Origin of the sequence: Lactobacillus sp., assembly GCF_051873315.1 — a bacterium.
GTDB lineage: Bacteria > Bacillota > Bacilli > Lactobacillales > Lactobacillaceae > Lactobacillus.
The window spans coordinates 1-26,246 of record NZ_JBJEES010000064.1; the positions used below are offsets into that span (position 1 = coordinate 1).

The window sequence follows — 26,246 nt, forward strand, 5'->3', positions numbered from 1 at the left end:
CATCATCCCCGCCAAAACGACCGGGTAGGCCAGTTCTCCCTGCAACTTCTTGACCTGCTCATTCTTCATCCGCCCCAAAAGGGCCAGCTGGGCCAAAGATTCATCCAGCCGCCCTTGACTTATTGCCATGTCCAGCTGGGTTACGGTCGTTTTGTTAAAGCCCAGGCCCGCCAGAAGCCGGCCCAGGTCTTCTCCTTGCCGCATCTGTTCATCCAGCCGGGCCAGCTGCTTTTTCCGCTTGGGCCAAAGCAGGGGCAACAGCTGCAGGCTCTTGGTCAAGGAAAAGCCGTTCTTGAGGCAATTGGCCAAAAAAGCCAGCAGCTCCACCTGCTCACTCTGCTTCAGCCTAGCCGCCTTTATATTGCCTTGCCACATCTTCTGTAATTTCTCCTTTCTCCACCAGCTTGCTTAAGTTTTCCTCCCAAACGGCGAAATTCCCTCTGACCGGCTGTGCTAAGGCTGCCAGCAAGTCCTCCTTGCTGGCCAAGTCCAGCAGGCAGGCCGGGCCCTTTTTACCCGGCAAAAGGCGCTGGTAGGACACCGCCGTCAAGCAGTTGACCAGCTCGTTATTTTTAACTCCCAGGCTCTCCAGGCGGGAAATGGTTTGGTAGGTACTTTTGGCATGCACTGTGGCTAAAACCAGGTGGCCGCTTAAAGCCGCGTCAACCGCCAAATGGGCCGTCTCTTCATCGCGGATTTCCCCGATGATCAAGACGTCCGGCCGGTGGCGCAGGGCCGCCTTTAACAGGCTGGCATAGCTGATCCCGGCACCGGCATTGACCTGGGCCTGAAAAAAGCTCTCCTCATACACTTCCACCGGGTCTTCAATAGTCATCACCATTTTCGTCTGGCTGAGCCTTCTGGCTAATTCATACATGGTCGTGGTCTTCCCCGACCCCGTTGGCCCGCTGGTCACGATCATCCCCCGCCGCCAGCAGAGGTCCACCAGGTCCTTAAACTGGTCCGGGAAAAAGTACCGGCTCTCCCCCAAAGCATAGATGATCCGGATGACCAATGAGTCCTTCCCCCGGTAATCGCCCACGCTGGAAAGGCGGAGCCAGTAGTCCTGCCCCGATAAATTGACAGCCATGCTGCCAACCTGGGGGCGGCGGTGTTCAGCAATATCCATTTCGGCTTGGTACTTGAACCAGTTGACTAATTCATTGCCCGCTTCCAGGGTCAGGTCCGGCCTTTCTTCCAAGTCCCCAGCCCGCAGGCGCAATTTATATCCGCCCTTCTTGGGCAGGAAAAAGATGTCACTGGCCCGGATCCTAACCGCTTCTTCCAGCATTTGCCGGGCTTTGTCCTCAACTTCCACAAGGTCCTCCTTTCTTTTTCTCTTTTTCCTCCTCCACTTACTAGTACGCCAAAAGTGCCGATTTTTTTCTGAGAAGTCAAAATTTTTCCAAAAAATCGCAAAAGAGCATAAAAAAACGCGGCTTTCCTAAGAAAGTCGCGTCTTGTATAGCTTAATTTACAGCTTGAATTATTCTTCTTCGTCAGCTGCAGCGGTGTAAACGTTGGAAACGTCATCGTCGTCTTCCAAAGCGTCAACCAGCTTTTCGAATTGTTCCTTCTTGTCGTCTGGAACTGGAGTGGTGTTTTGCGGCACCATGGTCAGTTCGGAAACTGCGAGCTTGTAGCCGGCCTTTTCCAAAGCATCGCGGACAGCAGTAAAGCTCTTGGCGTCAGTGTAGATTTCGTAAGCGTCGTCGCTGGTTTGCAGGTCGTCGCCGCCGGCTTCCATGACGTCCATCAGCATTTGGTCTTCATCCGCGTCAGTAGTTGACCGGTCGATTACAATGTAGCCCTTGCGGTCGAACATGTAGGCAACTGACCCAGTAGCACCAAGGCTGCCGCCGTTGCGGGTAAAGGCCACGCGGACGGATGAGGCAGTCCGGTTCTTGTTGTCAGTCAAAGCTTCAACCAGGATGGCAACGCCGCCCGGTGCGTAACCTTCGTAAGTTACTTCATCGTAGTGTTCATCTGAGTTGCCTTCAGCCTTCTTGATGGCCCGTTGGATGTTGTCCTTTGGCATGTTGGCAGCACGTGCCTTGTCCATGACCAAACGCAAGCTTGGATTACCTGAAGGGTCAGGACCACCACTCTTTGCAGCCATGTAAATTTCACGGGAGAGCTTTTGGAAAACCTTCCCTCTCTTAGCGTCTTGCGCATTCTTGCGGCCTTGAATATTGTGCCATTTTGAATGTCCTGACATTTAGGATCCTTCTTTCTGTAATTAATATAATCAACTTTTTTATCATAACTCAGGAAAGGCAGAAATTCAACGGTTTCAGCCCTTAAATGGCCGACTTTTTTCGCTCCCGCCCCTGCTTTATTTGATAAAAAATCACCGCCAAACCAATGGCCAAGAGCGCTCCACTGGCATCCAGCATCACGTCGTGTACGCTCGGCGTCCGGTCCCCGGTCAAAAACTGGTGGAACTCATCCATAGCCGCGAAGGCAAAGGCGCTGGCCCAGACAAAGAGGGGCCCGGTCCACTTGATGACAAAAACTCGCCGCAAACCTAGGTAGGCAAAGAGGCCGTAGAAGAAGTAGCTGGTAAAATGGGCCAGTTTCCGGACCACGAACTGGGTAAAGCCGGCCGATCCGTCAGTCTTGACATTGTGCCAGACCCCGCCGTAATAAATATTGAGCCGGTGAATCAAATCTTCCAGCCAGCCCAGGTAGGTATGGATGAAACCTGCCTTCATTTTCTGCTCATGGTAGGTCATCGAGCTTGAGATGAAGAGCATGACCAAAACGGCCAGGGCCAGGAGGAGGTAAACTTTTTCTCTTTTACTAAACTTAAAATCATTCATGTCGTTTATTTTACCATCGATCAAATGCTGATGCTTGACTTTTACGATTTTTTCCCGTATTCTATTATGATTTGCAGGCGAGCTGCAGATCTTGAAAGGAAAAGACATGAAGAAAAAACACAGACAGTTAATCATCTGGCCAATTCTTTTTTTGGCTACTCTCTTTTTAGCCGGCTGCGCAAAAAATGAAAAGACTTCCAGCAGCCAGATCAAGATTGTGACTTCGACCAACATTTACGCCGACATCGCCCAAAATATCGTCGGCAAATACGGGAAGGCTACCGCCTTGATCGCCAACGGCAACTCCGACCCCCACGACTACGAGCCAACGACCAACGCCGCTAAGACGGTAGCTGGAGCCGACATCATTGTCGCCAACGGGATGGGCTATGACAGCTGGATGGACAACCTGGCCGCCTCCAACGACAAGAAGGCCGTCAAGGTCGGGGAAGACTTGCTGCAGCTGGATTCCAGCGCCAACCCCCACATCTGGTACAACTTGTCCATGCCGAAAAAGTACGTCGCCTACCTGGTCAAGGAGCTGAGCAAAATTGACAAGAAGCATGCCAGCTACTACCAGGCCCAGGCCAAAAAGTACCTGAAAAAGATCGACAAGATCGACCAAGTCGCTGACCAGATCAAGGGCGAAAAGGCCAAGCAGGTCTTTGTCAGCGAGCCGGTTTTTGACTACGCTTTAGAGCGGACCGGCTTCAAGATCGGCAACAAGAACTTTGAAGAAGCTACTGAAAAGGAAACTGACCCAAGCGCGGCCGTGATTGCCAAGATGAATGAGGCCATCAAGAAAAAGCAGATCGCCTTCTTCGTCAACAACACCCAAGCCAGCTCAGACATGGTCAAGTCCTTCGTCAAGAAGGCTAAAAAGCAGGGCATCCCGATCCTGGAAGTCCGCGAAACCATGCCAAACAAGGTGGCTTACGCCGACTGGATGCTGGCCAACTACCAGAAGCTGGCCAAATTGGCTGAATAAGGAATAGAATTGAATAAGAAAACGGTGACTGCATCCTCAGTCACCGTTTTTGTATGTCATCAATCTTTCAAAAATTCCTTCAAGGCCCCAATCTGCCGGCTGGCATCCCTGACGCCGACCTGGTAGACCGCCTTAAGCCGCTTTGGGTCTTTTTCCATGGCGCTGACGTCAATATCTTGGCTGGGCCGGAAGACAAAAAGCTTTCCAGCTGCCTCTTCTCTGGCGATATAAGCCAGGCAGTCATTGTATTCCTGGTGCCGCTGCTTGAGGCGCGCCACGACAGCCGGGTACTTCTTCAAGACCCGGTCAACGACTGGCTGCAGGCGTGACGGCTCTTTCTGGTAGCCGGCTGGCTGGGTCAAAATAACCACAGCTTTATCATAGCCTTTTTCCAAGAGAAAGCGGACCGGGATTGAATCGCTGACGCCCCCGTCCCAGTAGGCGTGGCTGCCGATTTTAACCGGCCGGGCAAAGAAGGGAATCGAGGCTGAGGCCCGGATCCAGGCCACGTCCCGCCCCTTGCCAGTGGTCAATTTGTGGTAGGCTGGCTGGGCCGTCTCTACATCCGTTGCCACGCACCAGAAGTCCATCGGGTTTCTGGCAAAAGCTGCCGTGTCAAAAGGATCCAGGCGCTCTGGCAAAGTGTAGTAGCAAAAGTCCGCCCCGTACAGGTCGCCTGTTTTGAGCCAGGACCGCCAGCTCTTAAACTGGGGCCGGCCGCCGTAGCGGAGGTTGTAGCGCAAGACCCGACCAGGCTGCAGGGACTTATAGTTGCAGCCAAAGGCCACCCCGGCTGAAACGCCAACCGCCCCGTCAAACTTGATCCCGTATTTCATAAGGACGTCGGTCACCCCGGCCGTGTACAGGCCCCGCATGGCGCCGCCCTCCATCACTAAACCTTTCTTCATGCCGTCCCCCCTTGTCATCCTTTTACTTGCCCCAGTGCTCCTTGATGAACTGGGCACGTCCTCCGGCTTCTTCAGCCGCGTAGCGGTCCGGATGCTTCAAATAAAATTGCTGGTGGTAGTCTTCAGCTTCATAAAATGGCGCGGCAGGTTCGATCTCGGTCACGATCGGATCATCAAAACGGCCGCTTTCCTCCAGTTCCTGCTTGGACTTTTCCGCTGCCGCCTTCTGCTCTGGTGAATTGTAAAAAATCACCGGCCGGTAGTTGTCTCCCCGGTCCTGGAACTGGCCGCTGGCGTCAGTCGGATCCGTCACCTGCCAGTAGTAGCCAAGCAGGTCCTCATAAGTCATCAGATCCGGGTCAAAAACGATCTTGACCGCTTCCGTGTGGCCAGTCGTGTGGCTGCAAACCTGCTCATAAGTCGGGTTGGGCACATGGCCGCCCGTATAGCCAGCCGTGACGCTCTCGATGCCCGGCAAAGTGTCAAAAGGAGCAACCATGCACCAGAAGCAGCCGCCCGCGAAAATCGCGCTGTCCAATTTTTTCTCCATAAAATCACCTCGTCAAATTTAACTTGTCTTTAATTGTACTCCAAAGAAAAAAGATAGGAAATCTTCTGCTCAGAAAATATTCGCCCGGGAACCGCTATCATGGCTAAAAGGCTGTTTTTCCCTTCATAAGTAATGTAAAATAGATTTTGCTTTTAAAAAAATTAATAATTGCTAGATTGGAGATGAAAATGGTATCGCTGAACAAGTCCCCGGGCCAGACTTCTTGTTAGTGAAATTTGCTTAACAGGAAGGATTTTTTATGGACGAATTAGATAAAAAGGGAAATTATATTTCCTGGCAGACTTTAGCCATGATGGCCTTTGTCACGGTCATCGGGCTGGAAGACATCATGTACAACTTCCAAAACCAAGGGATGGCGGTTATCACCTCCTGGGTTTTGATGATGTTCCTTTACGTGGTTCCCTACGCTTTGATCGTTGGCCACCTGGGTTCAGTTTTCAATCATGAAGGCGGTGGCCTCTCCTCTTGGGTCAGAGCCACTGACGGTGAATTTTTAGGCTACTTCACGGCCTGGACCTACTGGGCCGCTTCGATTCCCTACGTGGTCGACACGGCCAACTGCCTCCTGGTCGACGTTGGCTGGGGGCTGACCGGGACTGACGAGTTTGAGGACCCGAAATTCCTTTCAACCGCCATGTTCACGGCCATCACCTTTGTCATCTTTATCCTTTTGACCCTGCTGGAACACAAATTCTCCAAGTCAATGGAAATTCTGTCCAACATCGGGGGCTGGGCCATGTTCATCATGACTATCCTCTTCGTGCTTCTGGCCTTCGCCGGCCTGGCCAAGTCCGGCGGCAAGACCGCGACGCCATTTACCTGGAAGACCATCATCCCCAAGTTTGACCTTAAATACTTCTCAACCGTGGGGATGCTGATCTATGCCGTCAACGGGTCTGAGCTGGTCGCCCCTTACGTGACCCGGATGAAGGACCCTAAGCGGGAATTCCCTAAAGCCATGATCGCTCTGGCCCTCATGACCTGCTTTTTGACCATCTTTGGCTCAATTGCCCTGGGCATCTACATCGATGCCAACCACATGCCAAACGACTTGAAGATGAACGGTGAATACTACGTCTTCGGTGCTATGGGCAAGCAGTTTGGCGTGGGCAACCTGTTTGTCTACATCTATGCCTGGGCCTCATTTTTCTACAACGTGGCCCTCTTGTCTGTTTTGCTCGATGCCATGACCAGAATGCTGATCTCCGACACCGGGGACAAGTACATGCCGAAGTTCCTCAAGAAGACCAACAAGGATGGCCTACCGATCAACGGCTACATTTTAACCGTCTTTTTGAGCGGCTTCATCATGGTTCTGGGGATTTTCCTGCCAGACATGAACGATATCTTTAACTGGCTTTTGAACTTGAACGGGATCATTTCACCGGCAGTTACCTGCTGGATCTTCTACTCCTTCATGAAGGTCCGGGGCAAAAATTCCTCTAAGTACCCGTCAGTTTACCGCTACATTAAAAACGACACCTTTGCCTGGTGGGTCGGCTTTGCCCTCCTGGCTGTCACGGCTATCGCTACTGTTTTAGGCTTTATGCCCCAAGACGTCAAGGAAGGCAGCTGGGTTTGGTGGTATGAACTTTCCATCAACATCGTGGCCTGCCTGGTCTTGATCGGCCTGGGCGGGATCTTCCCGGGCATCCGCAGAAGAGAAGAAGAATATGGCCTGGCCTTTGACCAGCAGCAATGGACCTGGATGATCACTATTGTCCTGGGCTCAATCGTCTTCAATGTCTGGCTGGGCGGGACCAATATCAAGCTGCGGGCCCTCTACATTGTCATTGAATCAGCCATTGCCCTCTTAGCTGTCTGGCTGATCGGCCGCCGCTTGCCAAAAGGGGCAAAAGTCAGCCGGTAAAGACAAAAAGGACTAAAAAACAATATTGTTAGACAAAAAAGATCTGCACGAGCGTGCAGATCTTTTCATTTTGCTTAAATTACAATTTCTGTCTTTAGTAAACTGGCCGGACATAACCCGCCGTTTCCGGCTGGGAGATGCCAACGCTGGCGCGGGAGTACTGAGCGGGATCGGCCATGATCTTCAAGACCAGGTCAGCCACGCTGGCTCTTGAGACAGAGGTGCCGACAAATTCGTCATAGCGGCCGGTCAAGGAGTACTTGACATCTGGCCAGTCGGTCAAGGCCGGCATTCTGATCAAGGTGTAGTCCAGGTCTGCTTCTTCCAGGCGGTGGGCAGCTTCTCTGGCTGGCAAAAAACGGCCAGAGCCCACCCATTCGTCAACCCAGGTGCCGAATTCCCCGGGAATTTCGTAGTAAAGGCCGGCCAGGCTCAGTTCGATCACCCGGTCAAAGCCGTTTTCCTGGCTTGCCTTGACCAAGTTCCGGCTGATCACCGTGAACTTCTTGTCGTCAACCTTGCCCAAAAAGACCAGGTCAGCATCCCTGGTGACTTCCTTGATCTTGTCCAGGTCAGTCGCTGCCCCTTCGGTCAGCTTGATCCGGTCAGCCTTTGCCAAGTCAGCTAAAAGTTCCGGCCGCTGGGTCAAAAGCTCCAGTTCAACATCGCTGAACTGGGGGTCAGCCAGCAAGTGCTTGATGACCAGGCGGGAGATCCGGCCGGTCGGGTGCAAAATGACATACTTTTTCATAAACAAATCCTTACTATTGCCATAAACAATTAAAAATTTTCTTACAACTTACACCCTTAATTGTACTCGCTTTAAGCGTTTTCGTAAATTCCTGGCCTAAAGCTGGTCTAACAGGCCCTGGCAGCCCCGGCTGATGTCCTCGAAAGCCTGGTCAAAGTCATTCGTGTACCATGGGTCATCAATATCATCAAAACTACCGGCAAACTGGAGCAGCTTGTACTGCTTTCTTTCCGGGTCACCCCCGCAGATCTGGTTCATGGCCATGAAGTTCTCACTGTCCATGGCAATCAGGTAGTCATACTTGTCATAGTCTTCCCGGGTCAAGAGCTGGGCCCGGTGCTGGCTAAAAGGCACCCCGTGCTTGGTCAGTTCCCTTTGGGCCCGGGAGTCCATCGGATTGCCAACTCCGCCAATGATTTCATCGCTCGTCACGGCTGCTGAAGCAACTTCAACCTGGTCAGCCTTGCCGGCCTCATCCAAGAGCTGCTTCATGATAAATTCGGCCATTGGCGACCGGCAGATGTTGCCATGACATAAAAACAAAATTTTCCGCATTTTTGTCACCTTTCCCTAAAGTGTAAGAAATATTATAGCATGCAGCTTTTTTAAAGAAAAAAGAGACGCCTTGGCGTCTCCTTCTTAATTTTGGCTGGCTGCCGCGTAGATCTCAGCTTTCTTGTCATTTAAAGCTTGGTCCAGCTGCTTGGCCGCGTCCAGGATATGTCTTGGGTAGTCGCAGACCTTCCCGGTCCAGATCAGCTTGATCCGGTCTTCTCCGGCTTGCCGGTCCTTGACTTCCTGCAGCTTGGCACTCAGATCTGCTTCGCTGGCTTCTGGCATGACCGCCACGAACTCTTCCCCGCTGATCCGGTAGAGCTGGCGGACATCAAAGCTCTCAGCCAGCCAGTCGGCCGTCTGCTGCAAGAGCAGGTTCCCTTCCTGCGGGCCGTGGTCAGCATTGTAGTCCCGCAAATTGTAGAGGTCCAGGTAGAGCAAGGCGGCTGGCTGCCGGTCACTCTTCAGCTTCTCAAGTTTTTCCTGGTAAGCCCCGGCCCCGCCAAGACCAGTCAAGTGGTCGCTGGCTGCCGGATTTGCCAATTGCTGCAAGCGGCTAACTACGCTTAGCTTGGCTGCCAGATAGCGGGAGTATTCGCCCAGCAAGTCCTTGGCATAAGCTAATTGATCTGCATCGAAGTTTTCTACCCCCAAGTAGCCTAAAAGCTTTTTGCCTGTAAAAAGCGGGTAGAGCAGAATGCGGACATTCTTCCGGTTCAAGTCATATAGTTCCCGGTCAAAGCGCAGGCTTTCCATATCGCTGATGTAAAGGTATGGCTTCTGCCCCCGCAGGCGCTCGCAGTAAGATACGATTTTCTCTGACAGAGCATCTGAAATCTTGCCCATAAGACTGGACTTCTTGCTCCATTCATATTCAAGCTCTGCCTTATCCTTGCCAGCAGAGAACATGTAGACTCTTTCAGGCTTGATCAAGCTGGCTACTTCAGCCAAGGAGAAGTTGATCTCAGAAGCATGGTCTTCTGGTCCGTTCAAAGTCCGGGCCAAAGCCGCGCTTTGCGCTGCCAGGCTGCCGGCCCGTTTAAGAGCCGCCAGGCGCGGAGCACTGTCTTCGATCCTGGTAAAGGCCATAGCCACACAAGCCGGCTGAACGGCTGGCAGGAGGGTAAATTCGCACCAAGCCTCCATATGCTTGCTGTAAAGGCGGTGGCTGCTGGCCCGGCCGGTCCGAAGGACTTCCAAAGGCAGGCTGGACCACTGGGCTTCTTCTCCTGGCAGGGCTGCCGTCAGCTTTTTACCCAGCAATTCCTCTTTAGGCAGCTGCAAGAGCTGGCTGAAAATCTGGTTGACAGAGACAAATTCACAGTCTGCCTGCTGGCTGGCCTGGTCATAAAATGGCCGGACAACTACATAAGGCAAAGGCAGGTCTTCAAATCTGCCGGAACTTGCCTGCTTTTCCTGGGCCTGGCTGGATAAGAGCAAGACCTTGAATAAAGCATGCCCCTGCAAATTGACTAGCATCTTGAAGCTCAGCTGGTATTCCCGGGCAGAAACCGTTAAACTGGTTAGCTGTTCATGGGTTGACCGGGCAGCTGCTTTGGCAAAGGCCAACATTTTCTCCTGGCTGGCCTGGTCTTGCCAGGACAAAGAACGGTCAGTAGCCAGAACGACCCCAATTTGCGCCGCAAAAGAACGAAAAGCAGTATTGAGATAGTAGGCGGTAAACTTTTCTGCTGCCCGGTCATAATCGATGATGGCCAACGGCTGGTCAACGTTGACGTCGACCAAACCGGCAGTTTCAAAGTAGGAGTTTTCATCCAGCCCTTCCCATTCAACGCCTAGTTCTTCCAAGCGGTCAACCACTTCCTGGAAGGTATTCGGCTTGCCATAATAGTAACCTTGAACTACTTCACAGCCCACGTCTTTCAAGAAGGCAATCTGTTCCTTGCTCTCCACCCCTTCACACAGGGTATGAACGCCCAGGCTCTTGGCCATGGAAATTAGCGGCTTGATAACCTTCTTGCTCCGTTCGTCGAACTTCCGCATGAAGATCATGTCCAGCTTGATTTCATCAAAGCCGTACTCTTTCAAGGTGTTCAAGGATGATGCCCCACTGCCGAAGTCGTCCATCAAAACCTCAAAGCCATTGGCGTGGAAACGGTCGATGGCCTTCTTGATCTTGACCGGGTCTTCAGTCAGGATGGTTTCGGTGATTTCCACCCGCAGCATTTCCCGGGGAATACCATACTTTTTAACTAAATCCAGAAGGACCTGGTTAGGGTCGCTGGTCACGAAGTCAGTCCGGGACAGGTTGAAGGAAATCGGCACGATCTTGCCGCCTGTGTCCAGCTGGTGCTTGATCAATTTAGCCGCTTCTTCCAAGACATACAAGTCCAGCTTGTAGGTCAAGTTGCTGGCTTCCAGGACCGGCACGAAGCGGCCTGGTGACATGAAGCCCCTGGTCTGGTCATTCCAGCGGGCCAAGGCTTCCAGGCCGGCCAGCTTGCCGTTCATCAAGTGTACTTGCGGCTGGTAGTAGACCTGGATGTCACCGTTAGCGATCGCTTCATCAATATGGTCGACCACGAACTTGGTGTAGGCTGATTGTTCACTGAATTCTTCAGTGTAGACCCGGTAGCACTTTTCTGCCCCGTCCTTGACCTCGTCGCAGGCCGTCTTGGCATAGTCGCATTCGGTTTCGATGCTCTTGCTGCCATCAGAATAGTAGATCCCGGCCTTTAGGTAAAGCTTAAAGGACAAGTCGATCTGTCCGACCCGGCGGTTGGCTTCTTCGATCCGGTCCATAACCCCGTCGTTGTCCTGGTCAAAAATAACGAAGTGGTCGTTCCCGAACCGGGCCAGGTTGTCCGGGCCAAAAATATCCCGCAGGATTTCCGCGACCTGCTTCAAGCATTCGTCACCTTTTTCGTGGCCATTGATCACGTTGTAAAGCTTGAACTTGGCCAAGTTGATGTAAACGATGGCCGGCATGATTGACGGGTCTTCTTCCCGTTCTTTGGTGATTTTCTGCGTCAAGTAGTACTGGGTATAAAGGCCCGTCAAGCGGTCATAGTTGACCATCTTTATGTAAGTGTCATCCTGACCTTTTTGCTGCATATTGTCCAGTTCTGACAAGAAGTACTGTCTGAACATCAGAATCTGGCTGAAAAAGAAGCCATAGCGCAAAGCCGCGTAATCATCTATCGCGTGTTTTAGAGCGAGATAACGGTATGCATCTATGCCGATACATACAAGGATGATAACGAAAGTCGCGAAGTAGGACCAGTGAATCAGCTGTCTGGTCTTGTAAGCTGCCTTCACTGATTCCTGCTTGGAGTCATTCTCCTTTTCTCTTTTTGCTTCATTTGCCGCCTTATAAGCCTGGTAGATGTCACCTAAAATCATGGCAATCGCGCTGACAAAAGCAGCGATGATCATAATGATCAAAAAGGGGCCGTCACTGGCGAGGTCTTCCCCTTTGCTCCAAAAGCGCCAAAGAACATAAAACAGATCCAGCATGCTTAAAGCAAAAGCAAAGTTAGTATACAGCTGCTTAGGATATTCCAGCTGCTCATTGATCGCCATGATCAGCAAATATGGCATCAAGATCATCACCGGATAGGTAAACAGGCGCCAGACATGATATTGGCCAAAAAGTACCGTCAGCTGCATTTCTTCCTGCATCTGCATGACAGAAAACAGGATTGTAGCAATTGAATAATAGATCAAGCTCCGCTTAAACTTGCTTTCCAAAGGAGCAAAGAAGGCAAACAGCAAGAGAGTCAGTCCCAAGACAGCTGAGATGATCCCCATGGCCACCCGCAAGGCATTTTTTCTAACATAATTGGCCAAAAAGGCCCCGTCATTGCCCAGACTGCAGGCTGTAAGCTTGCCAACTGGCTGGTAAAAGCCCTTTAAAGTCAAGCGGACCTGCTTGCCGGCTGAACCAGCTGGCAGGCTGATGCTGTTGGTAAAACTCTCATAATGTTCCGTCAGGCCCAGCCAGTCAGCCGCGATCTCCGGGTGGCTGGAATAGATCTTCTTTTGCCCGATATAAGCATCGATCTGCTTGATGTATCTGGAGAAAAAAATAATCTTGTCCTGGCTGTTCACCTTTTTAGGCAGGCGGTAATAAATCGTCAGCGTCCCATCTTTGCCGGGTTTAAGTTCCCTGGCGTCAACTGCCTTACCGTTCTTATCAGTCCATTTCTGCTCAATGTCAGTCAAGGGGGCCGTTGAGTAAATGCCTTTAAAATTCCCCTGGCCCCGGCCCCAGAAACTGACGATGCCCAGGGCCAGCACGATTATGGCCATGATCAGCGAATAGAAAATGGCATGATTATTTCTCTTCATCACTAAACCTCATTTCTCTTTGCTCCCAGGCGATATCAGCGGTAGCGCTTGTGTGACTTATAGAAGTCGTTCTTCTGCCGCTGCATCTTCCGGTCGGCTCTCTCGACCGATTCTTGCAAGTAGTGAGAGTCTGGACACCATTCGGCTCCAATTGAGATTGACGGTGTCCCTGGCACGGTCATGCTCTTTTCAAAAGCCGCGCAGTGGGCTTCAAATTCCATCCGGCTGCTCTGGTCATCCAAAACCACGAACTCATCCCCGCCGACCCGGTAAACATGGTCGCGGCCAAAAGCCTGGCTGATAATCTGGCCCGCCGAAATCAACAGTTCATCCCCGGCATCGTGGCCTAGCTCGTCATTGGCTTCTTTCAGTCCATTCAAGTCCATAAAAGCCACGCCAACGGTTCTTGAGGCTTGCGATTTTTTGTAGTAGTTCAGCTTGGCCAGGTAAGGGTGGCGGTCATTCAGCTTGGTCAAAACGTCAGTATCTCTTTGCTGTACCAAGTTCAAGCCCATGACCTTGGCCCCAACGAAGTCAGCCGCCAGTTCAATCAAGTTGTGGAAGTCCATGTTTAAGCCGGCATCGAGGTTTTCCACCACAACAGTGCCGCGAATCCGGCCACGCTCATAAAACGGCGCCAAAAGAACATTCTTTAACTGGTAATCATCATCATAGGTCGCAACAATTCCTGGAAAGCGCAGACTAATTTCAGCTTGATCAGCCAAAAACATGCTGTCTTGACCAACCAGCTCTTGCAGCTGGCTATCCAGATCTGGCAAGTTGATCTGCTGCTGTCTCTTTTGTGCAGATTTCAAGCCTGGCCGATTCCAGCAATAAGTATTTTTGACAAGGTCATTTTCGCCTTCCATTACGACAACCCGGTCTGCCCCAAGGTCCAGACCCAGCTTGGCCAGCCCCTTGTTGATAGCTGTTTCCATCTGGTCATTTTCAACGTTCAGGATTTCTGAGAGCTGAACGATTTCATTGGTGGTATTCTGCTTTTGCTGAATCTCCCGCTCGCTGCGCTTTTGCTCGTCAATATTGATCATGACCAGAGAACGTGTACCAGGAACCGAAGCCTTGGCTGTAATGTATTCATACCAGTGTCCTGTCTTTGAGTGGAAGATGCCCTTCCGGATCTGTCCAGCATCGCTAGCAAAAATCTCCTTAATCCAGAAATCTAGCTTCAGCTTGACGAAATTAGACATCTTGTTGCCCAGCAGCTTTTCCCGGCTCTGGTCCATGATTTCAGCGTAGGCCTGGTTGACGTAGATGTACTGCATGTCAACGACCTTCTTTTCCCGGTAGATTGGGGACAAAATGATGAAAGGAATCGGCATGTCCCGATACTGGTCGGCATTCAAGCTGAAGTTGGCCGTTACCCCTAGATCGCCCCTGGCGGGGTCATGGTAAACCTGGTTGGCATTATAAGAGGTCAGAACATCAATCAAGGCATAAGCGTCCGTGTGGGGATTGTATGACAGAATCCGCTGGTAGCCCTCAACGTAAAGGTTGTTGGGATAGCTGTGCACGCTGTAGTGCCACTCAGTCTTGTGGCTTTTCCAGTATTCTTCATCAATCCAGCCCTTAAGGTCCTTGAAAAATTGGGGGCCAACTGATTTGAGCTCAGTCGCGAAGGGGTGCTCTTCCATTTCTTCTTTGGTCACTGACCCGCAACTGATCAAGTAGTGGGTATAGCCTTCATTTCCTCTTAAGTAATAGAGCTTGCCGTCCCTGTATTCCAAAAAGCCCAGCGGGGTCCCCTTAAAGTAGCGGTCCAAAACTGGGTCTGGATCATCAAAGGTCAAGTCGCTGTTGTATCTTTCCTGCATGAAGTGGGGCCGCTCCAGGCTCATCATGCCCACGCTGTTGTAGTAGTCTGATTCGCTAAAGCGTTCCATGTTGGCTTCCGGACCCTCGATCCACTTCTTTACCGCCTGGTCAAAAGGCAGTGGCTGGCCGAAATAGTAGCCTTGGGCCGCGGCGCAGCCGATTTCCCTTAAGGCCAGCAATTGATCGGCATTTTCCACCCCTTCGACAATCGTATCGATACTCAGCTCTTCAGCCAGCTCAACCATTTTCTTCAAAACGGTTTTTGACCGCTTTTGGTCGGGATCCTTGATAAAGCTTGCATCAAACTTAATGCAGGAAACAGGAGAATTGTCCTTGATCAAGCCAATTGAGGAGTAGCCTTCACCAAAATTGTCAACCCAGACGGAAAAACCTTTTTCCTTAAACAAGTAGATCTGTTCCCGGATCTTGTCAGCATTGAGATTGCGGGTGTCATTGCTGATCTCAATGACAATGAATTCCGGTGACAAGCCGCTTGCTTTCACCTTCCGGCTGATCTCCTCAGCCATATTGCACTGGTCAAATTCTGAACTGAAGAGGTTGAGGGAAATAGCAACTTCCAGGTAGCCTTTTCCCTGCATCTTTTTCAGATCAGCAATCACCTTGTCAGCCATGTACAAGTCCAGCTGATACAATACCCCTGCTTTATCCAGAATCGGAATAAACTGCTCATTCAGCAGCAGCCCGCCATTCGGTTTGCGCCAGCGGGCCAGGGCCTCCCAGTTTCCGCTCTGCCCGTTTAAAATACGGACGATTGGCTGGTAGAAAGGTTCAATCCAGCCTTCCTTCAAGGCTTGGTCAAAGTTGGAAAGGATGTAGTTCTCCAGTTCCAGTTTTTTCCGGTTCTGGCTGGTGAAATAAGCGACATGGGCATTAACGTCCTTACGGTTGTCGTTGCAGGCCACCGCGGCGTATTCACAGACCTTTTTAATGTCTTCATAAACCAGGCTGCCAGCGTCATAAATCCCGATACGGACTGACAGGCTGCGGCCGCCATTGATTTGCCGGCTTTCTTTAAGAAAGGCAGCCAGCCGGTCTTCAAGATTCTCATGCTCCGTAAAAGCATAGAAATTGTCTTCAGTAAAATGACCACAACATTCTTCTCCAAAATTTCGCCTAAGCAAATCAGCAAAGGCCGCCAGAAGGCGGTTGCCTTCAACATAGGAATAGCGGCGGTTGAAGTGGCTGAAGCCAATCAGATTGAAGGCCAGCATCACCGGCTGCTTGCCCTTTTTAAAAAGTTCCCGGCAACCCTGTTCAGCCAGCTCATAAAAGTAGGCCGCCTTAGGCAGGCCGGTCAAGTCATCGCGCAGATGCTTAGCCTGATTTCTCCCTGCTTTCAGGATAACCCGGTCGCTAGCCAGCAGCTGCTGAAAGCGGGATGGTGACATTTCCGTATACCAGACCATGAAGGCAGGCTCTTGGTCAAGCTCGACCACCTTTCCTTGGGCCTGCAGGAGAGAATATTCCTTCTGCCCTGGCAGCTTGATCCGGTAAAATTTTTCATAGCTGCCCGTCTCCTGCTTGACAAAGGAAGAAAAATCCGCCTGCACCAAGGCCAGGTCATCGGGATGAAGACCCGCGAAGAGGTCCTGGCCCAGCATTTTTTTGAGGTCAGCTGCAGGCAGGCCATAGAGCTCGCCCAGGCCCTTGGACACGGCCACGACTTTAATATGGTTATCCTTTAATTGATAAAGTGCTATTGGAGCTTCGCTTTCAGCGATTCTAGCCAGCTCAGCCTGCTCATCATTTTTTCTCATAAATACGCTCCTAAAAACCGATGCTTCCGCCAAAATCAGCCTTTAATTTTTAAACATAAATTAAGCTATAATTAAAGCAATATCGATTATCCAGTATTAACCTATTCTTTATATTATATAAAAGTTGTTATACCAGAGCAAGTAGAGTCACCCTTTCAAAGTAAAACATCATTTTTCCTGCAAAAACAAAAAGCCAAGACTGTCCGTCTTGGCTTAAAAAACTATTTTAATCATTTTTGGCTTCTTGATCAGCACCCTTGCTTGGCTCTTTTTTTGCCCGGTAGCGGCAAATGTCCGCGTAAAGCAGATAGCCAGCCAGGACCAGGGCCAAAAGAAAGCCAACCCAGCTGCCCCAGGAGTAGGTAAAGTACATCTTGGAATAGACTTCCTGCTGGACCATTTCCGTCAGGGTATGCGTGATAAAGACCTGGAAGCCAAAGGCACTGACTGACCCCAGTAAAAATGGCAGCCAGGACAGATAGCGGTTAAAAAACAGCAGGGCCACGCCAAGCAAATACAGGACGCAGATGATCCATAAGGAAAGCTGGTAGATCTGGGTAATCTGCTGCAATTCTCCTTCATGCACCTTGAGTTCGCTGTTGACCAGGTAAAGGATCAAATCATCCATAAAAAGCTGGACCTTGTTTTTAGCTGGCAGCTTCAAGTCGCTGGACTTCAGCTGCTTGTTTTCCCGGTAGCGGGAAACCAGCCGGTAAAGGCTGAGATAGGACTCACTGATCTCTACCTTGTCTGGCAATTGGGCGACCAGATCTTCCTTCAAGCCCGATTCAACCGCTGCTTTAGCCGCGATCGACATGGCACTGCCATCGCTTTGGTTAGCAAAAGTGTCAATCAAGCTGGAAGCATAGTCCTTGGTCTCATCCATTTTAAAAGTAACGGGGCTGCTCAACAGAGCCACCAGGGAGACTATGGCAGCCAGGGTGCACAGGCTTTTGCGCAGTATTTGTTGACTTTTTTTCATAGCAGGCTTCCAAGATAATATCCGCAAGTCAAAAGGACAGCCCCGCCCAGGTAACTGGCCAACAGGTAGCGCTTAAGGACGCGCTTTTGCCCATTTTCAGCCAAAGAGACCATTTCCGTGTTCAAGGTAGAAAAAGTCGTAAAGCCGCCCAAAACGCCGGTGCCCAGAAAAGCGTAGACAACCACTGGCAGCTGCCGGGCAAAGGCCAGGCCCAGCAAAAAGGCACCCGTCAAGTTGATCACAAGCGTCGGCCAAGGAAAAGCCGTTCCCTTCATCCAGTGCTTCTTGCCGTAACAGGTCAAGCCGTAGCGGGCTACCGCCCCCAGGCTGGCCCCAAATCCAACCGCGAAAATCATCTTGTTACCTCCTTTCCAAAAGTTTGTCTGCGGCAAAGTTGGCCGCCTTTTTGCCTAACCAAGCAAAAAGGAAACCGACCGCGATCGTGCCGATGAAGTAGACCAAGGCCCCCAGATTCTGTCCGCCGATCAAGAGCTTGAAGGCATCCAGGTTAAAGCTGGAAAAAGTCGTAAAGGCTCCGACAAAGCCCGTTCCCAGGCCCGTTGTCAGCCAAGCCCGCGCGCTTGATTTTTTCAAGAAAAAGTAGGTCAGAAAGGCCAGCAGAAAGCAGCCTGAAAGGTTGGCAATCACCGTCCCATAAAAAGAAAATGCTGCTGTTAAGCCATAGCGGGCCAGGCCGCCGAAAAAGGCAAAAAAAGCCACGCTAAGATAATTTTTTGCTGCATCCATTGTCCACCTCATCTTGCATCGTAATAACGCACTAATTACTAGATTACATCAGAAAGCGCTTCAAAGGCAAACAAAAAATGGAAGCGCCTGGCTGGCGTTTCCACTTTTAAGGCTATAAAAGCTTTTTGCTATTTTGCAGATTATCTATTGCCATTCCCGGCAATCTTGCTCCAGTTCAGCATCAGTGACGAAAGCAGGACTGATACTGAACTGAAGGCCATGGCCAAAGCAGCCATTTCTGGACTGAGACTGACCCCAATAAAGGAGAAGAGGCCGGCAGCAACTGGAATCCCAATCAAATTGTAGATCAAAGCCCAGAAGAGGTTTAGCTTGATCCGGGTAAAGGTCTTTTTAGACAAGTCAAGTGCCCGCAAGACCCCAGTCAGGCTGCTGGTCATTAGAACAATGCCGCCGGCTTCTTTAGCCACATCAGTCCCGCTGCCCATGGCAATGCCAACGTCAGCTAGTGACAGAGCCGGAGCGTCGTTGATCCCGTCGCCGACAAAGGCTACTGGCCCTTCTTCTTTCAATTTGGCCAAGCGGTCAGCCTTTTCTCCTGGCAAAAGGCCAGCTTCGACCTGGCCAACGCCCAGCTGCCGGCCAATTTTTTCCGCCAGCTGCTGGTTGTCACCAGTCAGCATCACCGTCTTGATTCCGCGCTTTTTGAGCTCACCCAAGACAGCTTTGGCTTCTGGGCGGGGAGCATCTTGCAAGGCCAAGAGGCCAATGACGGCAGCATCTTTTTGGACAAAAACCACCGTCTTGCCAGCTTCAGCCAAGCCGTCTGCCTGCTTCACCCAAGCTTCTGAGGCTCTGACATAGTCAGCCCGGCCGACCTTAACTAAGTGTCCAGCGACTTTGCCTTCCACGCCCCTGCCTTCTTCAGCTGAAAAATCACTGACCGGCAAAAGGGACTGGCCGGCTTCTTTAGCACTATTTACGATGGCCTGGGCCAAGGGGTGTTCAGAATTTGCTTCCAGACTAGCCGCCAGGCTGAGGCTTTCCTTATCCCCCACCTGGTCAACCACCTTTGGCTGGCCAACCGTCAAAGTCCCGGTTTTGTCAAAAACAATGGTCTTAATTTTAGCCGCTGCTTCCAAAATTTCCCCGTCCTTGATCAAGACGCCCATCCGGGCGCTGCGGCCGCTGGCCACCATCAAGGCCGTCGGCGTGGCCAGGCCCAAGGCACAGGGACAGGCAATCACGATAACGGAAACAGCGTAGAGCATGGCCTGGACTGGCCCTACCGGACTGAAGACTTGCCAAATGGCAAAAGCCAGGATGCTGGTGATCAAAACCGCCGGCACAAAGTAATTGGCTACCTTGTCAGTCAGTTTCTGAATCGGGGCCCGGGAGTTCTGGGCCTGCTTGACCACCTGGACGATCTGGGCCAGCATGGTCTCTTCCCCGACCTGCTCAGCTTCCATCAAGAAGCTGCCGCTGCCGTTGATAGTTGCCCCAATCACCTTGTCGCCCGGCTTTTTCTCAACCGGCATGCTTTCCCCGGTCACCATGGCTTCGTTGACGCTGCTTTGCCCGGAAAGCAGGCGGCCGTCAACCGGCACCTTGCCGCCCGGCCGCACCTTGATTATGTCGCCGGCCTTGACCTGGTCCAGAGGAAGCTTGACAAAGTCATCTCCCCGCTTGACCTCGGCTTCGCTGGCCTGCAGTTCCAGCAGCTTATTGAGTGAAGCTGCTGCCCGGTCATGCATTTTTTCTTCCAGGGCATCCCCCAGCAAAACGAAAATCAAGATAAAAGCCGCACTTTCAAAGTAGACCGGCCGGCCGGTGAAGTAGGCAAAAAGACTGTAAAAATACGTCACGCTGGTGCCAATGGCGATCAAGCTGTTCATGTTGGCCTGGTGGCGCTTAAAAGCTGCCCAGGCGCTTTGGATGTAGGGCCCAGCCGCGACCAGCATGATCAAGCTGGTGGCGATCAGCGAATAAGTCTTGACCCCTGGCAGCATGATCCCCCAGACCATCAAAAGCATCTGGACCAGCATCGGGAGCGACAATATCAGAGACAGCCAAAAGCGGCGCCAATTAGTTAATTCCATTATTTAACCACGATCTTTCCATGAAACATATCCATGCCGCAGGCATAGCCAATTTCCCCGGCCTTGTCAGTCGGGATTTGGACCTTGGTCAGCTTTTCCTTGCTCAAGTCCTTATCCACGCCTAAAGAAGAAAAGACCACGTGACTGAGGCAGGCTGTCTTGTCTTCCATCTTAAAAGTTACTTCCGCCGGCACGCCCTTTTTTAAATAGAGAACTTCCGGCTCATAGCCGCCCTTGACGACTACCTGGCCTTCTTGGCGGCCATTTGCAAGATCTGCCTGCTGGCTGCTCTGTTGGAAATTGCCGAAAAACCACCAGGCAATCAAGCCGATCAAAGCTGCCGCACCCAAGACTACTAACACATTAACTAACATTCCTGTCCACCTTCCATATGCTCACAAGTACTTAAACAATTGCATTCAACTTTTTCCGGAGCTGTCTTCGCCTTTTCGGCCGCCTTTTTGGCAATTGCCTCAAGGTCGCTTTTGCTTAAAGGCAGGTCGTCCAGCAAGCGCAGAAGCATTTCTCCCTTATGCATGTCGCACATAGCGGCAAATTCCGCCGTCAAGCTCTCATGCATGGCTTCGCCTTCTGCTTTAGCCGCCCGGTATACGAAGCGGCGTTCCTGCCGGTCAACCTGCAAAAAGCCCTTCTTTTCCAAGCGCCGTAGCAAAGTTTTGACCGTTGACGGGCTCCAGGCACATTTTGCCTCCAGCTGATCGATAATCTGGCTGCTATTGGCCTGGCCCAGGGTCCAAACCACCCGCATGACTTGCCATTCAGCAGCTGAAATCCGGCATTCCTCTTCCATCTTCTTCCTCCTTGTTTACATCTGTAACCTTTACAAAAACTATTCTACTCTCATGTTTACATTTGTCAACAATTTACTCTTAATTTCCTTCCCGGTAGCCGCAGGCGAAAAAAGTCTTGGCGGCCTGCCGGCGGGCCAGCAGCCAGGCCTCATTGCCCCGCTTAGGGTAAACGGAGCTGGCCAAAATAACCAGAGCCCGCCCATTTTCAAAATCAAAGCCTAATCCAGGTCCAGTAAAGCCGGTATGCCAGAGAAAGCGGCGGCCTTTTTGCCAGCGGATCCAGGCCAGGGTCCGCTCAAAGCAATCATAGTCAAACAAACTGGCAACAAGCGGACTATCCGTCGTCAAATATGCCTGGCTGAAGCAGGCCAAGTCATCCAGCGTTGAAAACAGGCCCGCGTGGCCTGCTACCCCGCCCAGCTGCCAGGCGGTTTCGTCATGGACGGTCCCCCAGACCTGTCCTCTTTCCTTAGTTATCTCAGTTTTGACAAAGCGGTCTCTTTTTCCTTTGAGCAAAAAGCCGGTCTCCCGCATGCCCAATGGGGCAAAAATTTCCTCCCGCAAAAAGCTGCTCAAGTTTTGCCCGCTGACCTGCTCCAGGATTTTGCCCAAGATAATGAAGTTGAGGTCGGAATAAACTGACTCCTGGCCGGGCAAATAAAGAGGCTTAGTGGCTAATACCGCCTGCCAGACCTCCCCCGGGCTTTGGTACTGCCAGACATTGTCCAAGTCTGCCGGCAAGCCGCTGGTGTGCAAAAGCAGGTCTTTTACTGTAACAAACGGAAAAGCCGCCGGGAAAAAGTCTCCTACCCGGTCCTTCAAGCTGATTTTCCCCTCATCTATTTCTTTAAAGATCCCGCTGGCCGTCCCCACTACCTTGGTCAAAGAAGCCAGGTCGTAAAGCTGGCCTGGCTCAGCCTGGCCCAGGTAGTGCTGGCTGAGCCTTTCCTGGTCAACTATGGCATAGGAGACCCCATTTACGATTTTTTGCCCAACCGCCTCTTTAAAAATACCGGTAATTTTCTCTTCAATTTCTGCTGTAGTCATTTTTTCCTCCTGAAAAAGAAAAAAGGCAGATCCGCAGATCTGTCCTTTTCTCTTATAGAACTAATTTCCGCAGGGCCTTGGCAATCCCGTCGCGTTCGTTGGTGTCGGTAACGTAGTCAGCCAGGTCCTTGATCTCGTCGATGGCATTGCCCATGGCTACCCGCTTGAAGTCTGGAATTTCAAACATGGACCGGTCGTTGCCCTGGTCACCGAAAATCATGACTTCACTGTCCGAAAGGCCCAGTCTTGAGGCCAGTTCGCTGACGGCGTAGCCTTTTGAAGCGGCCAGTGACCCGACTTCAACGACTTCCGGCCAGCTGCGGACAACCGCGTAAGTCTGGAAGAACCAGTCTGGCAGCCGGTTCCACAGGCGATCAACTTGGTCTGGGTCATCGCACTGATAGACCGCCTTGGCAAAGGTAAAGTCCTTCTTGAAGTCGCTTCTGTCTTGAATCCAAAGCTGGTTCTTGGTTTCCGCCCCGTCGACCTGCATGCGGATGGAAATCTTCTTGTCCAAGGTATAAAAACGCTCTGGAGTTTCAAAATCCAGGTTGACGTCGCTGAGCCGCTGCATATGAAGCAGGGTATTGAAGTCGCCAAAATCCAATTCGTGACTGATCAAGACCCGGCCGTCCAGGTTTTGCACCACGGCCCCGTTGAAGAGGATCGCGTACTCTTCACTGCCGCTTAAGCCCAATTCTTCCGCGTAGCCCTTAATGCCTGACAGGGGCCGGCCGGAAGTCAGCACAATCTTGATCCCGGCTGCTTTTGCTTCCTGCAGAGCCTTGTAAGTCCCTGGCAAAATCGTCTTGCTGTCTGTCAGCAGGGTGCCATCCAAGTCGATGGCCAGCATTTTAATCGCCATATTTTCCTCCTATGTAGTCCAAAGCCTATTCTTACTTAATTATTGCAGAATTTTTCCCGTAAAAAAAGAAAAAATCCATCCAAAAGAAAAGGAAAGCTCAATTTGAACTTTCCTTGTTCTCAGCTTTACAGCTTCTTAACTTGCTTCTTTTTATTCGCCCATTTCAGCCGTAACTACCTTGACGATCCGGTCAACGTATTCCTGGGTGATTTCCTGGGTTGGGCCTTCAGCCATGACCCGGAGCAGTTCCTGAGTACCTGAAGGGCGAACCAGAACCCGGCCGTCGCCAGCCATGTCCTTTTCAACTGAGTCAATAGCATCGACAACTGCCTGGTGGTCCTTCCAGCTGTTCTTGTCCTTAACTGGAACATTAACCAAAACTTGCGGGTATTCCTTGAAGTCGGCCAAAAGTTCAGTCAAGGACTTGCCAGTCTTCTTCATCACCAGCATCAAGTGGATCCCAGTCAGCATCCCGTCACCAGTGTTGTGGTAGTCGCTGATGATCACGTGGCCGGATTGTTCCCCGCCCAGGCTGTAGCCGTTGGCCCGCATTTCTTCAGAAACGTAGCGGTCGCCGACTTGGGTGCGGACATTCTTGATCCCCCGGCGCTCTAAGGCCTTGGTGAAGCCCAGGTTGCTCATGACGGTCGTGACGATCGTATCCTTCTTCAAGCGGCCGTGGTCAGCCAAGTAGGAGCCGATCACGTACATGATGTGGTCGCCGTCGACTTCGTTGCCGTTTTCGTCAACCGCGATGCAGCGGTCAGCATCCCCGTCAAAGGCCAAGCCCAGTTGGGCACCCTGCTTGACTACTTCTTCTTGCAGATGCTCAGTGTGGGTTGCCCCGCAGTGGTCGTTGATGTTCAACCCGTTCGGGTGGGTTGAAATAGTGGTAAAGTCAACATCCAGGTCAGCAAACAAACGGGAGATGAAGGCACTGGCTGCCCCGTTGGCCCCGTCGATCACGACCTTGATCCCGCTCAAATCTTCAGGAATAGTGTTTTCCAAGAACTGGATGTACTTGTTGCTGCCATCGCGGAAGTCGGTTACCGTGCCCAGGCCGTTGGCTGATGGCCGCGGGAGCATGTCCTGCTTGGCATCGATCAGTTCTTCGATTTCTTCTTCCTTGGCATCAGACAATTTCAAGCCATCGCTGCCAAAGAACTTGATCCCGTTGTCTTCAACTGGGTTGTGAGAAGCGGAAATCTGCACGCCGGCATCAGCCCCTTGAGCCCGGACCAGATAGGACAGGCCTGGAGTGGTCATGACTCCGCATTCCAGAACTTCGATGCCGACTGACAGAAGACCGGAAATCAAGGCGTATTCCAGCATTTCACCGGAAATCCGGGTATCTCTTGAAACCAGCACCCGGGCCTGACCGCCGTCTTCCTTTTCCTTGGTCAGCACATAGCCACCCATCCGGCCCAATTTAAAGGCCATTTCCGGGGTCAAAACCTTGTTGGCTTCACCGCGAACACCGTCAGTACCAAAATATTTAAGCATGTTGCAAAGAACCTTTCTTTAATTTCTAGTTGTTCGAATCGCTGACTTCGATCTGGACGTCCACGCTGCCTGGCGAAACCCAGGCAACCCCGCTTGGAACTGGCAGGCGGAAGGACTTGGTGACCGAAGACTTGATATTAGTCAGATCAACGTCCAAAGTCAGGGAACTGATCTTCTTTAGGGCTTCCTTTTGCCCATAGAGGGTAACTTTTTCCTCTTTGGCAGTCAAGGAGTAAACTTTCTTGCTTGAGCCATGACTGGCATTCAGCTTCAGCTTAACCGTCTTCTTAGAAACCGACAAAGGCAGGGTTACCCGGGCCGTTGCCGGACTGATCACCACGTTGAGCTGGTGGCCCTTGGCGTCATATGCCGCCAAGAGAACATTCCGCCGCACCGTTTCGGTGCTGCCGTTCGGCACGACCAGCTGGGCCTGCACGTGGTCGATCGCTTTCACTTCGCTCTGGGCCCCGGTGACTTCAACCGTCTCCGGGCTGACTGTCGGCGTGCCGATGTCATAGCCTTGAGCAACAGCATTCTTATTATAACCTATTTGGACCGGCAAAGTGCGGGACTTTCTCTTTTGAATGTTGACCTTCACGCTTTTCTGCGACAATTTGTAGGAAACCTGGCTGGGCAGGCCGCTGACCTTGACCGGGACCTGGTGGCTGCCGACGCCCAGCTTGCTTAGGTCAATGTAGACCCGGAAATTCTGGGTGTTGACAGCAGAAGTAACCAGGGCATTGGGCCCTTCCAAGGTCACCTTGATCTTAGAAGGATAACCGGTGACATAGTATTTGTCAGCGTCCACTGACACTTGCAGGGCCATCTTCAGGCTCTGCTCAGTGCTGGCCGTTTCCTGGACCTTGGTCTGGTTGCTGGTGTTGACCTGGGTATTGTCAACGAAGGCAACCAAGACGATGGCCAAAAGCAGGGAAAAAAGCTTGTAAAACCATTTTTGCTCAATCAGTTTGTGCATTATTTATCCCCCCAGTTCCAGATGCCCCGGGCCAGGCGGATTGGCCATGGCTGCTTCTTCTTTTCTTCAGTGACCAGTTCGGCCCGCAGGTACTTGAGGTATTCCTGCTGGCTGAGGTCAACCATGAACTGGCCGTTTCTGGTGATGGTCACCCCACCCGTTTCTTCAGAAACGACCACAGTGATGGCATCGGTTACTTCAGAAATCCCGACAGCTGCCCGGTGTCTGGTCCCCAGACTCTTGGGAATCATGGCATTGTCAGACAGGGGCAGGTAGGCTGAAGCTACTTGAACCCGGTTATTTTTGATGATGACCGCCCCGTCGTGCAAAGGCGTGTTGGGGATGAAGATGTTGATCAGCAATTCCCCGGTAACCAGAGCATCAAGCTTGATCCCTGTTTCCACATATTCTTCCAGGCCGGTCTTTTGCTCCAGGGTAATCAAGGCCCCGATCCGGCGCTTGGACATGTACTGGATCGCCTTGTCCAGCTCCTTGACCAGCTTCTCCTGCTGCTCGCGCTCGCTGTTTTCCGAATCAGAGAACAGGGAGACCCGGCCCAGGCGCTCCAGACCCCGGCGGATTTCCGGCTGGAAGATGACGATGATCCCGATGACTGACCAGGAAACGATCTGGTCCAAAATAAAAGTAACGGTCGTCAGCTGGGCCCAACCGGCCAAGACCCTGGCTACCATGATCAAAATGATCCCGTTGGCCAGCTGGACTGCCTTGGTCCCCTTGATCAAAAGGGTCAAGTGGTAAATAAAATACCAGGTGATCAAGACGTCCAGAACCACCGACAAGGTATGCCAGGTCCACAGACTTGCAAAATCAAACTGCATAAAATTCTCCCTTTCTACATTCTTCTGTCAA

At 51.6% G+C, this 26,246-nt stretch carries 23 protein-coding genes; 2 read left to right on the plus strand and 21 right to left on the minus strand.

From position 1 onward, the window contains the following. From ACI32D_RS03840 to ACI32D_RS03855, 4 genes are all read right to left on the minus strand, one after another. Positions 1–375, minus strand: a 375-nt coding sequence (locus ACI32D_RS03840) for a type II secretion system F family protein (protein ID WP_439775325.1), incomplete at its 3' end; no start/stop codon positions are given. Continuing rightward, on the minus strand, positions 347–1,318 hold the full coding sequence (comGA, locus tag ACI32D_RS03845) for a competence type IV pilus ATPase ComGA (RefSeq protein WP_439775326.1): 972 nt from the start codon (positions 1,316–1,318) through the stop codon (positions 347–349). The genes ACI32D_RS03840 and comGA, both read right to left, overlap by 29 nt. A gap of 168 nt (positions 1,319–1,486) precedes the next feature. Next, complete coding sequence (locus ACI32D_RS03850) at positions 1,487–2,218, minus strand: YebC/PmpR family DNA-binding transcriptional regulator (protein ID WP_439775327.1); 732 nt, start codon at positions 2,216–2,218, stop codon at positions 1,487–1,489. 82 nt (positions 2,219–2,300) lie between these two features. Continuing rightward, positions 2,301–2,822 carry a VanZ family protein gene (locus ACI32D_RS03855; RefSeq protein WP_439775328.1) on the minus strand — a complete coding sequence of 174 codons (522 nt, stop codon included), beginning with the start codon at positions 2,820–2,822 and terminating at the stop codon, positions 2,301–2,303. Positions 2,823–2,928: 106 nt separating this feature from the next. On the opposite strand from ACI32D_RS03855, the gene ACI32D_RS03860 reads away from it, so the two are divergent. Beyond that, the gene (locus tag ACI32D_RS03860; RefSeq protein WP_439775329.1) at positions 2,929–3,810 is read left to right on the plus strand and encodes a metal ABC transporter solute-binding protein, Zn/Mn family; all 882 of its coding nucleotides are present in this window, start codon (positions 2,929–2,931) and stop codon (positions 3,808–3,810) included. Between the two features lie 59 nt (positions 3,811–3,869). Here the strand turns inward: ACI32D_RS03860 and ACI32D_RS03865 are convergent, their stop codons facing one another. Next, positions 3,870–4,718 (minus strand): patatin-like phospholipase family protein, encoded by an 849-nt coding sequence (locus ACI32D_RS03865; protein ID WP_439775330.1) that lies wholly within the window; start codon positions 4,716–4,718, stop codon positions 3,870–3,872. A gap of 22 nt (positions 4,719–4,740) precedes the next feature. Then, a complete protein-coding gene (gene msrA, locus ACI32D_RS03870; protein WP_439775331.1) occupies positions 4,741–5,268 on the minus strand; it encodes a peptide-methionine (S)-S-oxide reductase MsrA in 528 nt (175 codons plus the stop codon). A gap of 259 nt (positions 5,269–5,527) precedes the next feature. Between msrA and ACI32D_RS03875 the strand changes: the two genes are divergently transcribed. Beyond that, the gene (locus tag ACI32D_RS03875; protein ID WP_439775332.1) at positions 5,528–7,159 is read left to right on the plus strand and encodes an APC family permease; all 1,632 of its coding nucleotides are present in this window, start codon (positions 5,528–5,530) and stop codon (positions 7,157–7,159) included. A gap of 94 nt (positions 7,160–7,253) precedes the next feature. Here the strand turns inward: ACI32D_RS03875 and ACI32D_RS03880 are convergent, their stop codons facing one another. The 15 genes from ACI32D_RS03880 to cdaA form a co-directional block, all read right to left on the minus strand. Continuing rightward, positions 7,254–7,910, minus strand: a complete 657-nt coding sequence (locus ACI32D_RS03880) for an NAD(P)H-binding protein (protein ID WP_439775333.1) — start codon at positions 7,908–7,910, stop codon at positions 7,254–7,256. Between the two features lie 96 nt (positions 7,911–8,006). After that, positions 8,007–8,465: a low molecular weight protein-tyrosine-phosphatase gene (locus tag ACI32D_RS03885; protein ID WP_439775334.1), complete on the minus strand. Its 459-nt coding sequence runs from the start codon at positions 8,463–8,465 to the stop codon at positions 8,007–8,009. An 84-nt stretch (positions 8,466–8,549) separates the two neighbouring features. After that, positions 8,550–12,776, minus strand: coding sequence for an EAL domain-containing protein (locus ACI32D_RS03890; RefSeq protein WP_439775335.1), 4,227 nt, complete (start codon positions 12,774–12,776; stop codon positions 8,550–8,552). 35 nt (positions 12,777–12,811) lie between these two features. Beyond that, positions 12,812–16,387: an EAL domain-containing protein gene (locus ACI32D_RS03895; RefSeq protein ID WP_439775336.1), complete on the minus strand. Its 3,576-nt coding sequence runs from the start codon at positions 16,385–16,387 to the stop codon at positions 12,812–12,814. 226 nt (positions 16,388–16,613) lie between these two features. Beyond that, complete coding sequence (locus ACI32D_RS03900) at positions 16,614–17,369, minus strand: hypothetical protein (protein ID WP_439775337.1); 756 nt, start codon at positions 17,367–17,369, stop codon at positions 16,614–16,616. Further along, on the minus strand, positions 17,366–17,725 hold the full coding sequence (gene crcB / locus ACI32D_RS03905) for a fluoride efflux transporter CrcB (protein WP_439775338.1): 360 nt from the start codon (positions 17,723–17,725) through the stop codon (positions 17,366–17,368). Before crcB ends, ACI32D_RS03900 begins: the two co-directional genes overlap by 4 nt. Positions 17,726–17,729: 4 nt before the next feature. Beyond that, entirely contained in the window at positions 17,730–18,116 is a 387-nt protein-coding gene (locus ACI32D_RS03910) for a fluoride efflux transporter FluC (protein WP_439775339.1), read from the minus strand. 140 nt (positions 18,117–18,256) lie between these two features. Next, positions 18,257–20,173, minus strand: a complete 1,917-nt coding sequence (locus ACI32D_RS03915; protein ID WP_439775340.1) for a copper-translocating P-type ATPase — start codon at positions 20,171–20,173, stop codon at positions 18,257–18,259. Further along, entirely contained in the window at positions 20,173–20,547 is a 375-nt protein-coding gene (locus ACI32D_RS03920) for a cupredoxin domain-containing protein (protein ID WP_439775341.1), read from the minus strand. The genes ACI32D_RS03915 and ACI32D_RS03920 overlap by 1 nt, the downstream gene beginning before the upstream one ends. Beyond that, positions 20,541–20,984 (minus strand): CopY/TcrY family copper transport repressor, encoded by a 444-nt coding sequence (locus tag ACI32D_RS03925; RefSeq protein ID WP_439775342.1) that lies wholly within the window; start codon positions 20,982–20,984, stop codon positions 20,541–20,543. The genes ACI32D_RS03920 and ACI32D_RS03925 overlap by 7 nt, the downstream gene beginning before the upstream one ends. A 79-nt stretch (positions 20,985–21,063) precedes the next feature. Further along, positions 21,064–22,032 carry a serine hydrolase domain-containing protein gene (locus tag ACI32D_RS03930; protein ID WP_439775343.1) on the minus strand — a complete coding sequence of 323 codons (969 nt, stop codon included), beginning with the start codon at positions 22,030–22,032 and terminating at the stop codon, positions 21,064–21,066. Between the two features lie 52 nt (positions 22,033–22,084). Next, on the minus strand, positions 22,085–22,897 hold the full coding sequence (locus tag ACI32D_RS03935; protein WP_439775344.1) for a Cof-type HAD-IIB family hydrolase: 813 nt from the start codon (positions 22,895–22,897) through the stop codon (positions 22,085–22,087). 150 nt (positions 22,898–23,047) lie between these two features. Continuing rightward, positions 23,048–24,400, minus strand: coding sequence for a phosphoglucosamine mutase (glmM, locus tag ACI32D_RS03940; protein ID WP_439775345.1), 1,353 nt, complete (start codon positions 24,398–24,400; stop codon positions 23,048–23,050). Positions 24,401–24,425: 25 nt separating this feature from the next. Beyond that, complete coding sequence (locus tag ACI32D_RS03945; protein ID WP_439775346.1) at positions 24,426–25,376, minus strand: CdaR family protein; 951 nt, start codon at positions 25,374–25,376, stop codon at positions 24,426–24,428. Then, the gene (gene cdaA / locus ACI32D_RS03950) at positions 25,376–26,215 is read right to left on the minus strand and encodes a diadenylate cyclase CdaA (RefSeq protein ID WP_270447548.1); all 840 of its coding nucleotides are present in this window, start codon (positions 26,213–26,215) and stop codon (positions 25,376–25,378) included. Before cdaA ends, ACI32D_RS03945 begins: the two co-directional genes overlap by 1 nt. Between the last annotated feature and the right edge of the window lie 31 nt (positions 26,216–26,246).